The organism is Leuconostoc suionicum, from assembly GCF_001891125.1.
Taxonomy (GTDB): Bacteria; Bacillota; Bacilli; order Lactobacillales; family Lactobacillaceae; genus Leuconostoc; species Leuconostoc suionicum.
Genome location: NZ_CP015247.1, coordinates 1,660,239 through 1,675,237, shown reverse-complemented (window position 1 = coordinate 1,675,237; position 14,999 = coordinate 1,660,239). Strand labels below are relative to the sequence as shown.

The following is a 14,999-nucleotide window of genomic DNA, read 5'->3' as shown; positions in this document are numbered from 1 at the left end:
CAGAAAGAAGGTAAACATGGCGATTAAAATTGGCGTTATTGGCGCAACAGGTATGGCCGGTTCTGCAGTGTATCAAGAAGCTGTCGATCAAGAATTTGATGTTACCGCAATTGTCAGATCTACCGCCAAAGCGCATAAAACACTTGGTCAGGACGCAAAAGTCTTGGAAAAAGATGCGTTTGCATTGACTAAAGAAGAATTGTTACAGTTTGATGTAATTATTAATGCATTTGCTACAGTTCCCGCGCTGGCGTATCAACATATTGATTTGGCAGCCTATCTTATTAAGCTGCTCCGAGAAACAACTGTTCCACGTTTAATCTTTATTTTAGGTGCAGGTAGCTTGATAACTGGGGATGATAACCACCTATTGTTAGAGGATTTAAAAAAATTGCCGGATGCTGCCTCTTGGGTATCAATACCAGATAATCAGAAAAAAGAACTAGAGTTTTTACGAAATATTGATAATGTCAATTGGACTGGTGTATCACCTGGTATTACTTTCCAAGCAGGCAAAGCAACCCAATATAAGTTAGGAACAGACTATCTGCTTTTTGGTGAAGATAACGAATCCGTTACAAACAGTGGTACGATGGCCAAAGCAATTGTGTCAGAAATTATTAAACCAAGTGCTGAAAAAAAGCGTTTCACAGTGGTTAACGCTTAATATTTTGAACAATAGAGCGACCTCTTTATGAGAGTTGCTCTTTTGTAATATAAAAATAACGTGTAGTATAAAAAGTGTATTATTTTAGTTGGTAAGGGAGAAATTTATGTTGAATTTTTTGTTGGCTATCATTGTAATTGGAACGATTGCAGGGGTTATTTCTGGAATGGTTAAAATCGGCTGGGAAGCGATTTTGCCACCAAGAACACAAGAACGTGATGAAACTAATCCGCCACAGCGGTTGCTGCAACAAATGGGTATACCACGAAAATGGACACACGCCTATTTTTATTATGCTACTGATCAAAAAGTGCACTATGTAGCGCTCATCATGCACTTTTCTTTCTCGATTGTCTTCGGTGTATTGTTAGTTTTGCTTGATCAATATTTCCCAATTGTTACATTTGGACAAGGTAGTGTGTACGGTGTTGTGATTTGGATCATTTTCCATATTATTGTTTTACCAGCTACGAAAACCATTCCATCCGCTTTAAAACAACCGTTTTCAGAACACTTCTCTGAATTTTTTGGTCACATTGTATGGGCTTGGTCAATGTATTTAATAATGGTTGCGTTGATTGTGATAACTAATTGGTTGCCAAATTACTAAATATTACACATTTAGTTAAACGCTTATCAAAGTTTTGTATATTAAGTATTTTTAGACCACGTTTTTATCATTATTTGTAATATTAATGTAATATTTTGACGGCACAATGGATTACATGATGAAGAGAATAATAATAATGAGTGCCCTATTGACTGGTTTATCTTTAGTTGCTTTGGGAACGCAACTTGAAACAGAAAACCAGCCTGCTGAAGCCGCTACTATGAATCAAACCGTGAATGTCAAAGCAGTTAGTTCTGCCATTTCATCATTTACGGATGTTAAGCTTACTAAAGTTGAAGCAATACCTAAAAAAGTAGCAACTTCTAGTGAAAACAATGAAGTTAAAGCGAATTCACAACCAAGTGAAGCACAAGAAAAGGCTACAGATACAGCGCAAGTAACTAGTGTATCTTCTGAAACAGCGACAGCCGAAGGATCAAAAACAGCTGCTACAGTGAATGAGACGCAACCAACACAGGTCGTTGCAGAAAGTAATCAGTCAACACAGAATACAACAGCCGTAACAGAAACACCGGTTGTATCATCGGACATACAGTGGTTAATCCAACATGAAAGCGGCGGAAACGTCAATGCTCAAAACGGTGCATACTATGGTATCGGTCAGTTGTCTGAAAATTACTACGCGCAATATGTTCCAGGGAAAGATTATCATGGTAATTATGCAGTCCAGTTAGAAGCAATGCAGAAGTATATCTCTGCTCGCTACGGAACTGTTGCTAATGCTATTGCTCATTGGCAAGTTAATAATTGGTATTAGTCAAACACGTAACACGGCTTACGTGTTTTTTTGTTATAATAGAAAAGAATAAAATAAACGGACGATGGGATATAATGCGCTTAGAACACTTTACACCAACATATATGGTTGAACGAATTTACGATTTAACTGTCGAAGATTTGAAAGCGCGTGGTATTAAAACCGTACTCGCGGATTTAGATAATACATTGTTAGCGTGGAACAACCCAGACGGAACGCCTGAATTAAAGCAGTGGTTACAAGATTTACGGGATGGTGGTATTGAATTAATCGTGGTTTCTAATAATACTACGAAACGCGTCGAAAAAGCAGTTAAACCATTGAATGTCAAGTTTGTTTCTTGGTCGTTAAAGCCAATGCCGCGCGGTATTTTGCACGTATTACGTACGCATCATCTGAAGCGTGAAGAAGTCATTATGGTGGGAGACCAAATGTTGACTGATATTTGGGCAGCACACGGTGCGGGAGTACGTAGCGTACTTGTACAACGCCTCATTGAATCAGATATGTGGCAAACATGGTTAAACCGTAGAATTGAAAAATATGTAAAAAAAATTGTGTTTCAAGCACATCCACACCTAAAATGGGAGAAAACATTACGTGACAACTGAAATTACTGACGAATACGTTCAAGAACAATTAAATGAAGGATTGCGCTGCATTGGTTGCGGAGCTTTGATGCAAGTTGAAGACAAAAACAAGGTTGGCTATTTGCCAATGAGTGCCCTCAAAAAATCTATTAGTAGTGAAGAATTATTTTGTCAACGTTGTTTTCGTTTACGTCACTATAACGAAATTCAGCCAGTAGAGCTTACTGATGATGATTTTGCTAATTTGCTCCATCAAATCTCAGATACCAAGGCATTGATTGTTTATGTTATTGATGTGTTTGATGTAACTGGTTCAGCAATTTCTGGATTACCTCGCTTTGTTGGAAAAGATAATCCTATTTTAGTAGTAGCTAACAAGGTTGATTTATTGCCTAAGCTATTAAATAAGAATCGTTTGAAAAACTGGCTACGCGCTGAATTGAAAGCACAGGGGATTCAACCCGTCGACGTCTTTTTGACATCTGCGACCCGTCCCAAAAATTTAGATGACTTATTGGGTACCATCGATGATTTGCGTGACGGACGCGATGTCTTCGTCGTTGGGGTTACTAATGTTGGTAAATCAACATTAATCAATCAAATTATCAAGTCTCGCACAGGTATTCAAAATTTGATTACTACATCAAGATTTCCAGGGACCACACTTGATCGAATTGAAATTCCACTGGAAGATGGTCAGCAACTAATTGACACACCAGGAATTATTAAGCGCGATCAGATGGCTCATGTGCTAACCGATAAGGACTTAAAGTTTGCACTACCAAAAAATGAAATTAAGCCACGGACATATCAATTGAATCCAGAACAAACAATTTTTATTGGCGGTCTGGCACGTTTTGATTTTATCAGTGGTGCGCGTAGTGCTATAACGGCTTATTTTGAAAATAACTTGAATTTACACCGCACGAAGCTTATTGGTGCGGATGATTTTTATGAACAGCATGCAGGTGGGCTGCTAGTACCAGCACCAAGTCAACCACAAAATCTAATTAAACACGAATTCAGCATTACTGAAGACAGTGACATTGTGTTTTCAGGTTTAGGTTGGATTAGCGTACCGGCTGGTATAAAAGTGGCTGGTTGGGCACCAAAGGGCGTCAGCGTCCTCATTCGAAAGGCAATGATTTAATGCAATTAACAGGAAAACAAAAACGTTATTTACGTTCACAAGCAAACACTTTATCGCCAATTTTTTCAGTTGGGAAAAATGGATTGACTCAGAATTGGGTTGATGAAATTGTTCTGGCATTGGCTAAAAGAGAGCTAGTCAAAATTAGTTTGCAGCAAAGTGCTGACGAAACAGCAAAAGAAGTGGCTGATTTTATCGAAGCTCATTCAGATATTACGGTTGCACAGACAATTGGTCGTACGGTTGTCCTGTATTTACCAGCAAAAGAAGACAAATATAAGAAAATTTCGTTAGATCTAGCAAAAATCTGAGGAGATGGCTATGATTGGAACATCAACAACTGCACTAAAACATCAATTAGAACTAGAACCAAGTGAGACCAAACATCGTATTGGAATTTTTGGTGGTACCTTTAATCCACCGCACGTTGGGCAATTGATTCTAGCAGAATGTGTTGGGAAACAGCTTGGACTTGAAAAAGTTTACTGGATGCCTAATGCACAGCCGGTTGATGCTACTCATGCTAGCGCAATTGAACCGTCTTATCGAATGCAATTGGTTCACATGGCAATTTTGGATAATCCTTTTTTTGAACTTGAATTATTGGAAATCCGTAATGGCGGTGAATCTCATACTTACCAATCAATGAAAGAGCTTGTGGATACGCATCCAGAAAATGAATATTATTTTATCATGGGTGCAAATACAGTTAGAAAGTTACCCACTTGGGATCACATTGATGAGTTAAGTCAAATTGTTACGTTTGCTGCAGGTGTCCATTCTGGGCAAGAGACAACGTCCGATTATCCAGTGCTATGGTTTGATGTTCCAAACATTAGCGTCAGCGCCTCAGAAGTGCGGACGCGAATCCGTATGAATCAGAGTATTAATTATTTGGTGCCAGAACGAGAAGCACTATTTATTCGAGAGTACGATTTGTATAGAGGTTTATATGACTAAGTATTTTAATGGTACAATTACTGATTTAGAAGCAAAAATTTCCGAAAAATTATCTGATTATCGTTACCAGCATGTTTTGCGTGTACGAGACTATGCAGTGAAATTGGCCGAGGCTAATGATGTTGATGTTGACAAGGCGGAAGTTGCTGCTTTGGTGCACGATTATGCCAAAGAGCGATCAGATAATGATTTTATAAAGGTTATTAAAGCCCAGCATATGGATCCAGATTTAATTAACTGGGGAAATTATGTCTGGCATGGTATTGTTGGAGCGGAGATGATTCGTAACGAGCTAGGAATTGTTGATGAAGATATATTAACTGCTGTCCGTCAGCACACAACAGGTGCGGGCGCTAGTATGAATAAGTTGTCACAAATTATATTTATGGCAGATTATTTAGAATTAGGTCGTGATTTCAAGGGGGTAGAGGAAGCCCGCACAATTACTGACCAAAGTTTAGCACAGGGTGTTAAATATCAAATTGTTCATACTTTAGCACGCTTAATCCAGAAAGAAACACCTATTTATCCAAAATCACTCGAAACATACAATTATTGGGTCAAGAAAGAAAAATAAAATATGACAATAACAGCATTAGATACACAAGAAACTTTAAACACGGCCGTGCAAGCGGTTGATAACAAGAAAGCAAATAATATTGTTGCACTTGATATGCGTGAAGTGAGCTTAATGGCAGATTACTTCGTTATTGCAGACGCTGCGTCTACACGACAGGTGCAAGCTATTGCTACAGAAGTTAAAGATAAAATACAAGAAGCGGGCGGATCAGTTCGTTTTATGGAAGGGTTCCAAGCAGGGGAATGGGTTCTTATGGACTTAGGGGATGTTATCGTCCACATATTCTCCACAGAAGGTCGCGATTTTTACAATCTAGAACGTTTGTGGAATGATGCCCCCTATGTTAATCTTGATAATTTATTAACAGAAAACTAAGCAAAATCGAGGCCACTGTCTCGATTTTTTAGTTTGTAAGAATAATAATATAACCGTTCAGACCGACACCATGTTAAAATTAAAATTATGAATAATGAAATAAATAACAATTACTCCACATTTGCGGAAAAATATGACCAACTGTTTGATTCGGAATTATATCAAGAGTGGGTTGATTTCGTAACAAAAAGTAGTAAAGCTACATCTATTATGGATTTAGGTGGAGGTGCTGGACGATTAGCAGTTTTATTAGCACAGCTTGGCTACACTGTTGATGTGCTAGACTTGTCACCAGAAATGCTGTCATTGGCACAAAAACATGCTAATGATGCAAACGTTGACTTAGCTTTATTGCAAGCTGACATGCGTGATTTTTCTGATTGGAAAAAGGAATATCCTATCATTGTTAGTTTTGCGGATGCTTTAAATTATTTACCAAATTTATCTGATTTTAAATTAGCTATTCAACAAGTGTATGATCATTTAGCAGTGGGTGGACAGTTTTTATTTGATGTGATAACACCTTATCAAGTGAATGTATTGTACGATAATTATTACTACAATAATGATGACGACGATGAAAACATTTTTATGTGGACTAGTTATCCAGGTGAGCAAGAGAATAGTGTTGATCATGACTTAAAATTTTTTGTGTATGATGGGGCAATTGACGCTTTTAAGATTATGCGCGAAATTCATCATGAGCAAACCTATGATTTAAAAACTTATCAAGAAACCTTAAAAAATGCTGGTTTTCATGATATTGAAGTTTTTGCTAATTTTGGACAAAATGATATTGTTGAAAGCACAGAACGTTGGTTTTTTAGGGCGGTGAAATAATGCAAGCAGTCGGAATAATAACGGAATACAATCCATTTCATAATGGTCATATTTATCATATTCAACAAGCCAAGAAATTAACTGGTGCGGATGTAGTTGTAGCTGTTATGTCTGGTAACTTTGTGCAACGTGGTGAACCAGCCTTATTTGACAAATGGCAAAGAACACAAATGGCTTTGGAAAATGGTGTGGATTTAGTCATTGAGTTACCCACTTTTTTTGCAGTGCAACCAAGTCATATTTTTGCTGATGGAGCGATTCAATTATTATCTGCTCTTGGTGTCGATAATATTGTATTTGGCAGTGAGCATCCAGAGGTAGATTTTCTATCCATAGCTAAACAAGCACCAACAATTGAAGAAGGACAAGAATTTAAGAATCATACGCAAACCTTTGCTAGTGCGTATGCCAAACAATTAGAGGCTGAAACTAGCTTTAAACTGGAAGAGCCTAATGATATTCTAGCGCTTGGTTATGCTAGTGCTATTCTAAACCAACAGGCTAACATTGGCATTATACCTATTCAGCGCGCTGAAGCAAATTATCATGATGACAACTTTACAGACAAACAATCGATTGCCTCAGCGTCATCTATTCGTTTAGCTTTACACAAGGGAAAAACTGAAAAAATCAAAAATGTGGTGCCTGAAGCGACTAAAGTAGCATTAGCTACTGCTGCCAATACAATTGATTTCGAAAGTAAATTCTGGTCAATGCTGAAGTACCGGTTAACAACAGATACAGTTGGGCAACTTGGCCAAATTTATCAAATGGCCGAGGGGTTGGAGCATCGTTTTGCTAAAACAGCTTTAGATGATTCTGGTCCACAAAGCTATCAAAGCTTTATTAAATCGACCAAATCTAAACGTTATACGTTTACTCGAATACAGCGCACATTATTATATACTTTGCTTAATATTAAGGTAGACCAGATGCAAGCGGCTATGCAGGACCCATACTTGCGTATTTTAGGATTTACTTCAACGGGGCAGCAATACTTAAATGAAATTAAAAAACAAGTAACATTGCCTCTTTTCAGTAAAGTTGATTCAAGTTTGGCTAAAAGTAATTTGCGCTTAGATTATAAAGCTGGTAAAGTGTGGCAATTACTGGCAAATGAAGGCGCGCCGACACAAGATGTGACACGAATGCCATTATATTGGGAGAAATAGTATGAAATATGCAAAAAATCAATTATTAAAATACCGTCAAAGTCCGTTAGTTATCGAAGAAACATTGAATTTGGAGGAACAAGCTAAAAAACGTTTTTCAGAAACTGTCTTAGCGCTATCGCCCCTTGAGGTTACGGGGAGCATTAGCTATTTAGATAATGATGATATCACTCTAGATGTGAATGTTCTAGGAAATATCACAGTGCCATCTTCACGGTCATTAGACCCTGTGATTGTGCCAATTAATTTAGCATTTTCTGAATTATATATTGAGGATGAAAATCGTCTCAAGGATTTTGAAGAAACCGATGCTGTTTTTGTGCTTGAGAATGATTCTTTAAATGTGGACGATGCTATTTTGGATAATATTATAGCAACTTTGCCTTTACAAATTTTAACGCCCGAGGAAGAGGCCGGTGATAGTTTACCCTCCGGAAAAGATTGGCATGTTATCAGTCAAGAAGCTTATGAAAATGAGAAAATGATAGAAGACGAACCCGAAATTGACCCGCGATTGTCAAAATTAGACGATTTTTTCAAAGAATGAGAAAACACTTGCAAGAGTTAAACAAATGCTCTAAAATAAAGGGAAGTAATACAAATAGACTCGGCTTCTGCCGATTTAAAACATTGAGGACAAAAAATGAGTAAAGTATTGATTGTTGAAGATGAAGAAAACTTGGCAAAGTTTGTTGGTCTTGAGCTTAAACATGAAGGATATGAAGCTGAAACGGTGAATGATGGTCGTTCTGGGCTAGATTTAGCATTAGAAAATGATTATGATGTTATTTTGCTCGATTTGATGTTGCCTGAACTAAATGGTTTGGAAATTGCACGTCGATTGCGTGAAGTTAAAAAAACACCAATCATCATGATGACAGCGCGTGATTCAGTGATTGATCGTGTTTCTGGATTAGATTATGGTGCTGATGATTATTTGGTAAAGCCATTTGCAATTGAGGAATTATTGGCTCGTATTCGTTCACTTTTGCGCCGTATTGCAATTGAGACAGAAACAAACGATAAGCATCGTTCAATTATTAACTTCAAAGATCTCCGTATTGAAAAGGAAAATCGTATTGCACGCCGCGATGATCAAATTATTAATTTGACAAAGCGTGAATACGACTTGCTTTTAACATTAGTAGAAAATATTAATGTGGTTCAATCTCGTGAGCAATTATTGAAAGAAGTTTGGGGCTTTGATTCTGAAGTAGAAACGAATGTTGTTGATGTGTATATTCGTTATTTGCGTAATAAGATTGATGATCCTGAAAGTAAAGCATCATATATCCAAACAGTACGTGGTACTGGCTACGTGATGCGCAGCTAAATCTGATTAATTATGGACAATAATGAAAAAGAAACAACTAAAAAAGCTGTACGCCGATTCTCACTGCGCTGGCAGTTAGCACTTGGAATGGCGTCCGGCTTTTTTGTTATATTTATAGTATTTGCTTTATTGCTTTCTGGGTTGATCAAACATCACTATGGTGTGCTGCCGAATGAAGTTATTTTTTGGTTGTGGGTTATTATTGCTTTTGGTGGTTTGGCAATATTTATATTTGCACTTATCTTAACTAAAGTAATTTTAAGGCCGGTCCGATTAATTGAAACCACCATTGAAGCTTTTGAAGATGATCCGATGACAGAAGTACGTGCCAGTGAAGTTGGTGCAAATGATGAGTTTTCTGATTTAACACGTATTTTAAATCGCACAATTGATCGTCTACAAGCATTAATTAGTGCGCAGCAGCAATTTGTTTCAGATGTGTCCCATGAACTCCGTACACCGGTAACAATCGTGAAAGGCCACATGGAACTTCTGAATCGCTGGGGTAAAGATGATCCAGAGGTTTTGGAAGATTCAATCAAATCCTCGCTGGCAGAAGTACAACGAATGGAGACACTAATTAACGAAATGCTCAATTTAACACGTGCGGAGCAAATTCCAGTTGACAATGTGAAAGAAATTACTGATGTTGGCGGTACAATGAATCGTGTTTATGACAACTTTAAAATGATACATCCTGACTTTTCTTTTACCTTAGATGATGATTTATCAACAAAGGCAAGGGTTAAGATTCGTCAAGATCATATGGAACAAATTTTGATTATTCTAGCCGATAATGCTGTAAAGTATTCTCTAGATCGTCATGAAATTCATTTTGCCTTGTCACAGACAGCAAATCGTGTTGAAATTGGCGTACAAGACTTTGGTGAAGGATTGACACCAGAAGACGCAAAACGTGTCTTTGATCGCTTTTATCGCGTTGATAAGGCGAGATCACGAGCTAAAGGTGGAACTGGGCTGGGGCTAAGTATTGCGCAACGTTTGGTAGAGGCTTACGGTGGTACAATTGCATTAGAAAGTGCAGAAGGGTCAGGGTCAATTTTCACAGTGTATTTGCCTTTGTATGTTGAGGAAAAAAATGAAAGCAATTGAAGTTGATGTTTTTGGTTTAGTACAAGGTGTTGGTTTCCGGTGGTTTGCACAACGAGCTGCACAGGAACACAATATTGTTGGCTGGGTAAGTAACCAAACAGACGGTTCTGTTAAAATGCAAGCTCAGGGTTCACAAAGTGATTTAACAGATTTTTTGTCAGTGCTTGAGAAGGGGCCTGGCTTTTATAGTCGTGTTGACAAAGTTATCACAACAAATATTCCATTGTTTGAGGCAAATGACTTTGCTATTCGTGGATGATTCTTGCTATAATAGTATCTTGTAATTGTGCGCAATTTTTTTAACATGATTTTCAAGGAGAAACCCTGATTATGAAACAATTAAAACGCGTTCTGACGTTTGCGTTTGTTATTTTTGATATTATTTTGCTTACTGGTGGTTATAATCAACACAGTAGAATGTATCGTTGGATTGGTCAGCCATTGGCTGAATTAATGACGAATATCGCTCATTTTATCGGTGGTGTTAACGGTATTGGATGGGCAATTATCATTATAACTGCAATTTTCCGCTTGATTTTGTTACCGTTTTTCTTGAATCAACAAGTTAATACAACTGTCAACCAAATTAAAATGCAGAAGTTGAAGCCGGAAATTGATAAATTACAAACTTTATCTCGTAAGGCAGCGACGACAGAAGAACAACAAAAAGCTAGTATGGCGATGATGTCATTATATCGAGAAAATGATGTCAGTGTTATTGGTGGCATTTCATTTTTGACAATGGCGATGCAATTGCCTATTTTCTCAGGATTATATTCTGCTATTTTGCATGCACCAGCTTTACAGGGGACATCCTTCTTAGGATTTGACCTTGGGAAACCGCAATTAGTTTTTGCTATCGTTGCCGGTATTATTTATCTGATTCAAGCTTGGTTAATGATGCAACATATGCCTGAGGAACAACGTAAGACATCAGCTGCAATGATGTTTGTTAGTCCTGTAATGATTTTTGTTTTTGCTATGATTGCAAGTGGTGCTATTGGCCTATACTTCGTTATCGGCGGTATATTCGCTTTAATCCAGACATTAATTCAACACTACCAACGTCCTGGTTTAGAAAAACGCGTTACAGCTGAATTTAAAATTCAAAAGACTGCTGATGATTTAATGGCTGAAGATATTAAAGTACCAAATGCCAATGCAGGAAAAACAAAAGTCACTGATGCGCCAAACGTTGTAAAAAATCAAAACAAAAAGAATCGCAATGCTGGGAAGCAACAGCGGTCGAAGTAAGTACGTCAATTTTTTGACGTACTTTTGTCAGTTCTTAGAAAGAACAGAAAGAAATACACATGGAAAGAATTATTTCAAATCAAAATGCACGTGTGAAAGCATGGGCAAAACTTGCAACAAAGAAAGGTCGTCAAGAGAATCATACTTATTTGCTCGATGGCTTGCATTTAGTTGAAGAGGCAGTTAAGGCTGGTGCAAAATTCCATGCAATAATGGCTACAGAAAAGCAAATGGCTGACTATCTCCCAAATGTGCCTCATGGTGTTCCGGCTTTTGAAATCAGTGAAGAAGTTGCCAAACATATTGCTGGTACGAATACCCCACAAGGTATTTTTGCAGAGATTAGCTTACCCGAAAAGACATTTGATCCTAGCTATGTTCATGATGGTGCATGGTTGTTGTTAGATAAGATTCAAGACCCTGGAAATGTTGGTACATTAGTGCGAACAGCAGACGCAGCAGGTTTTAAAGGTGTTGTTTTAGGTGCTGGCACAGCTGACGCATTTGCTCCCAAAGTTGTACGTGCTATGCAAGGGTCTCAATTCCATTTAGAAGTCTTGAATGGGGACTTAAGTGAATGGGTTGCTGCCTTGACAGCTAATAATCTTCCAGTTTATGGTTCACAATTAAATGAAAAAGCAAAATCATATCGTGATGTTGAACCAAGCACACAATTTGGCTTAATTGTTGGTAATGAGGGACAAGGCATGTCAGCTGAATTGGCAGAAAAAACAACAGCCAACTTATACATTCCTATTCAAGGACAGGCTGAAAGTTTGAATGTAGCTATTGCTGGTGGTATTCTAATGTTTAGTTTGGCATTGGGAAACTAATAACATTTTGCTAAAATTGGCGATTTAGCGTAAAATTTGCTATAATAAATGTTAACGATTTAATAGAGGATATAACTGTGGAAAAACTACTTACTATTGCTCTAATTGTTGTAGGCTTTTTGCTTATTATGACAGTTATGATGCAACCAAGTAAACAACAAGATGCATTATCAGCATTATCAGGTGGCGCAGGAGATTTGTTCGCAGAGCGTAAGTCGCGTGGATTTGAAGCTGTTATGCGTCGTACAACAGCAGTGCTTGGGGCATTATGGTTTGTCATTGGATTTGCCTTAATGTACATTTCAGCACATTAAAAAATCAGTTTACGCTTTTTCGTAAACTGGTTTTTTTTATCTCAATTTATAGTAAATAACATACATATTGTATGGCAGTGAATTAAACTAACAAGGAAAACATATGGAACTAGAACAATTAAAATCACAGCTTACTGGCTTCTTGAAAGCCAACCGTGAGCAAATATTTACCGCACAAAACTTAGCTGACGGCTTAAGAATGACAGATAGCAAAGGATACAAGCAAGTTGTCAATGCTTTAAATGCTAGTGTACGTGACGGGGATGTTATCGACATCAAAAATGGTTATCAATATAATAAAAATGCTGGCTATACAATTGGCGAGTATCGCGCCAATGATAAGGGCTTTGGGTTTGTTAAATACGATGACGAATTACCTGATTTTTTCATTAATCCAGAAAACACATTACAAGCAATGCAGGGTGATACGGTACGTGTTTCAACATTAAAGCCGTCACCAACACCAGATCGTGGACCAGAAGGTAAAGTAGAAGAGATTCTTGAACATGCTTACGAGCGTATAGTAGGTACTTTTTCATTAGGATCAGAAGCTCGCAACATGATCGGTGAATTACACCTCAGTGACAAGAAAACAATGAATTTTAAAGTGTTAGTTAGCGGTGACGGATTAACACCTAATGATGGTCAAGTAGTCGTAGCGGAAGTTACTCGTTTTCCTGATAAAATCCATCCACGAGAAATAGTTGCTACGGTAACCGAAACACTTGGATACAAAGATGAACCAGGAATGGACATCTTACAAATTGTCTACAGTAAGAAAGTCCCAAATGAATTCCCGCAAGAGGTGTTAGATGATGCACTCGAAATTCCAAGTGAAGTCTCTGAATCTGAATGGGCTGGTCGAGAGGACATCACAGAGCAAACATTAGTTACAATTGATGGTGCTGACACGAAAGATATTGATGATGCTGTAGTTGCTTGGAAGTTAGATAATGGCAACTACCATCTTGGTGTGCACATTGCAGATGTTTCACACTATGTGACGGAAGGTTCTAGTATTGATGCTGAGGCTTATAATCGCGGTACATCTGTCTATCTGACTGATCGTGTTATTCCAATGCTGCCTAGAAATATATCTAACGGTATTGCATCGTTAAATCCTAACGTTGTGCGTTTGGCGATGTCTGCAGAGATGGAAATTGATCCACAAGGAAATGTAGTGAATCATAGACTTCATACTTCAGTTATGAAATCTCATGCTCGTATGACTTACGATGCAGTCAATAAAATTTTGGAGGGTGATGTTTTCGTCCAAGATGAGTACGCCAAATTAGTACCCATGTTCAAAGTGATGGGTGAGCTACATGAAATTTTGTATAGTATGCGTAAAAAACGTGGCGCAATAGAATTTGATGCACCTGAGGCACAAATTATTGTTGATGAAGATGGTAAAGCCACTGATATTAAGTTGCGAGAACGCGGTACCGCTGAACGAATGATTGAATCCTTTATGCTAGCAGCCAATGAAACCGTTGCCGAGCATTTTGATAAACTCAAAGTACCATTCTTGTACCGTATTCACGAGACGCCTGATGCTGATCGTGCTAAGTCGTTTTTTGAATTTTCAAAGGCTTTGGGTCACCCAGTTGTTGGTGATCCAAGTAAAGTAACACCAATCATGTTACAAAAGTTAATGGAAGATGTTGCTGGTGATCCTGCTGAACAAATGATTTCTACGATGATGTTGCGCGCGATGAAACAAGCGAAATATTCACCGGATCCAGTTGGACACTTTGGTTTGGGTGCGGAATATTATACTCACTTTACTTCACCAATTCGACGTTACCCCGATTTGACAGTCCATCGATTGATTAAATGGTATGAGAAACATGGTCATGGTGTTCAAGCACAAGAAAAGTATGCTAGTCATCTTGGTAAAATTGGTGAAGATACAAGCTCACGCGAGCGTCGAGCCATTGATACTGAACGTGATGTTGATGCTTTGAAGAAGGCTGAATACATGATGGATAAAGTTAACCTCGAGTTTGATGGGGTAGTCAATTCAGCGTTGAAGTTTGGTTTGTTCATTAGTCTTGAGAATACAGTTGAAGGATTGGTTCATATTTCGAACTTGACTGATGATCATTATGAGTATGACGAGTCTCACGCTGCATTAATTGGCCGTTCGAAGCATCGTATTTTCCAAATTGGTCAAAAAGTACGAGTCAAGGTTTTGCGTGTTAATAAAGATGAGCGCGTAGTTGATTTTGTGTTGGTTAATCCAGAAGATGCGCCAACAACAGATATTCGTGTAGCCTCAAAGGCACATGGTAAGTTTGGTAAAGGTCGTAATCGTGATGAGAGGCGTAAAAACGAGCGCCGTGGTAAATCAGAAGGACCACGTCCAAAGAGAGCACCCTTAGATAGTAAACAGGGGCATAAACGGGATAGCAAACGTAACTTTTAAGG

The 14,999-nt window shown here is 38.1% G+C and carries 19 protein-coding genes; all 19 read left to right on the top strand.

The annotated features are described in order from the left end of the window. Positions 1 to 16: 16 nt before the first annotated feature. The 19 genes from A6B45_RS08455 (at position 17) to rnr (ending at position 14,997) form a co-directional block, all read left to right on the top strand. The gene (locus A6B45_RS08455; protein WP_072614170.1) at positions 17 to 667 is read left to right on the top strand and encodes an NAD(P)-dependent oxidoreductase; all 651 of its coding nucleotides are present in this window, start codon (positions 17 to 19) and stop codon (positions 665 to 667) included. A gap of 106 nt (positions 668 to 773) precedes the next feature. Further along, positions 774 to 1,277: a YagU family protein gene (locus tag A6B45_RS08450; protein ID WP_072614169.1), complete on the top strand. Its 504-nt coding sequence runs from the start codon at positions 774 to 776 to the stop codon at positions 1,275 to 1,277. A 106-nt stretch (positions 1,278 to 1,383) separates the two neighbouring features. Next, positions 1,384 to 2,055: an aggregation-promoting factor C-terminal-like domain-containing protein gene (locus tag A6B45_RS08445; protein WP_072614168.1), complete on the top strand. Its 672-nt coding sequence runs from the start codon at positions 1,384 to 1,386 to the stop codon at positions 2,053 to 2,055. Between the two features lie 74 nt (positions 2,056 to 2,129). Then, positions 2,130 to 2,666: a YqeG family HAD IIIA-type phosphatase gene (locus A6B45_RS08440; protein ID WP_072614167.1), complete on the top strand. Its 537-nt coding sequence runs from the start codon at positions 2,130 to 2,132 to the stop codon at positions 2,664 to 2,666. Further along, positions 2,656 to 3,795 (top strand): ribosome biogenesis GTPase YqeH, encoded by a 1,140-nt coding sequence (gene yqeH / locus A6B45_RS08435; RefSeq protein ID WP_072614166.1) that lies wholly within the window; start codon positions 2,656 to 2,658, stop codon positions 3,793 to 3,795. Before A6B45_RS08440 ends, yqeH begins: the two co-directional genes overlap by 11 nt. Further along, positions 3,795 to 4,106 (top strand): ribosome assembly RNA-binding protein YhbY, encoded by a 312-nt coding sequence (gene yhbY / locus A6B45_RS08430; protein WP_002815764.1) that lies wholly within the window; start codon positions 3,795 to 3,797, stop codon positions 4,104 to 4,106. The genes yqeH and yhbY overlap by 1 nt, the downstream gene beginning before the upstream one ends. 10 nt (positions 4,107 to 4,116) lie before the next feature. After that, positions 4,117 to 4,755 carry a nicotinate-nucleotide adenylyltransferase gene (locus A6B45_RS08425; protein ID WP_025268453.1) on the top strand — a complete coding sequence of 213 codons (639 nt, stop codon included), beginning with the start codon at positions 4,117 to 4,119 and terminating at the stop codon, positions 4,753 to 4,755. Next, a complete protein-coding gene (gene yqeK, locus A6B45_RS08420; RefSeq protein WP_072614165.1) occupies positions 4,748 to 5,332 on the top strand; it encodes a bis(5'-nucleosyl)-tetraphosphatase (symmetrical) YqeK in 585 nt (194 codons plus the stop codon). The genes A6B45_RS08425 and yqeK overlap by 8 nt, the downstream gene beginning before the upstream one ends. 3 nt (positions 5,333 to 5,335) lie before the next feature. Next, on the top strand, positions 5,336 to 5,710 hold the full coding sequence (rsfS, locus tag A6B45_RS08415; RefSeq protein ID WP_072614164.1) for a ribosome silencing factor: 375 nt from the start codon (positions 5,336 to 5,338) through the stop codon (positions 5,708 to 5,710). An 87-nt stretch (positions 5,711 to 5,797) separates the two neighbouring features. Next, positions 5,798 to 6,550 (top strand): class I SAM-dependent DNA methyltransferase, encoded by a 753-nt coding sequence (locus tag A6B45_RS08410; RefSeq protein ID WP_072614163.1) that lies wholly within the window; start codon positions 5,798 to 5,800, stop codon positions 6,548 to 6,550. Further along, positions 6,550 to 7,722, top strand: coding sequence for a nucleotidyltransferase (locus tag A6B45_RS08405; RefSeq protein WP_072614162.1), 1,173 nt, complete (start codon positions 6,550 to 6,552; stop codon positions 7,720 to 7,722). The genes A6B45_RS08410 and A6B45_RS08405 overlap by 1 nt, the downstream gene beginning before the upstream one ends. Before the next feature lies 1 nt (position 7,723). Next, positions 7,724 to 8,269 (top strand): YceD family protein, encoded by a 546-nt coding sequence (locus A6B45_RS08400; protein WP_072614161.1) that lies wholly within the window; start codon positions 7,724 to 7,726, stop codon positions 8,267 to 8,269. 96 nt (positions 8,270 to 8,365) lie between these two features. Then, positions 8,366 to 9,055: a response regulator transcription factor gene (locus tag A6B45_RS08395; RefSeq protein ID WP_072614160.1), complete on the top strand. Its 690-nt coding sequence runs from the start codon at positions 8,366 to 8,368 to the stop codon at positions 9,053 to 9,055. A 12-nt stretch (positions 9,056 to 9,067) separates the two neighbouring features. Beyond that, the gene (locus A6B45_RS08390; RefSeq protein WP_072614159.1) at positions 9,068 to 10,168 is read left to right on the top strand and encodes a sensor histidine kinase; all 1,101 of its coding nucleotides are present in this window, start codon (positions 9,068 to 9,070) and stop codon (positions 10,166 to 10,168) included. Further along, positions 10,155 to 10,427 (top strand): acylphosphatase, encoded by a 273-nt coding sequence (locus A6B45_RS08385; protein WP_072614158.1) that lies wholly within the window; start codon positions 10,155 to 10,157, stop codon positions 10,425 to 10,427. The genes A6B45_RS08390 and A6B45_RS08385 overlap by 14 nt, the downstream gene beginning before the upstream one ends. 71 nt (positions 10,428 to 10,498) lie before the next feature. Further along, on the top strand, positions 10,499 to 11,422 hold the full coding sequence (gene yidC / locus A6B45_RS08380) for a membrane protein insertase YidC (protein ID WP_072614157.1): 924 nt from the start codon (positions 10,499 to 10,501) through the stop codon (positions 11,420 to 11,422). Between the two features lie 59 nt (positions 11,423 to 11,481). Next, complete coding sequence (locus tag A6B45_RS08375; RefSeq protein WP_072614156.1) at positions 11,482 to 12,255, top strand: TrmH family RNA methyltransferase; 774 nt, start codon at positions 11,482 to 11,484, stop codon at positions 12,253 to 12,255. Between the two features lie 77 nt (positions 12,256 to 12,332). Then, a complete protein-coding gene (gene secG / locus A6B45_RS08370; protein WP_002815749.1) occupies positions 12,333 to 12,569 on the top strand; it encodes a preprotein translocase subunit SecG in 237 nt (78 codons plus the stop codon). Between the two features lie 103 nt (positions 12,570 to 12,672). Continuing rightward, positions 12,673 to 14,997, top strand: a complete 2,325-nt coding sequence (rnr, locus tag A6B45_RS08365) for a ribonuclease R (protein WP_072614155.1) — start codon at positions 12,673 to 12,675, stop codon at positions 14,995 to 14,997. Positions 14,998 to 14,999: the final 2 nt, after the last annotated feature.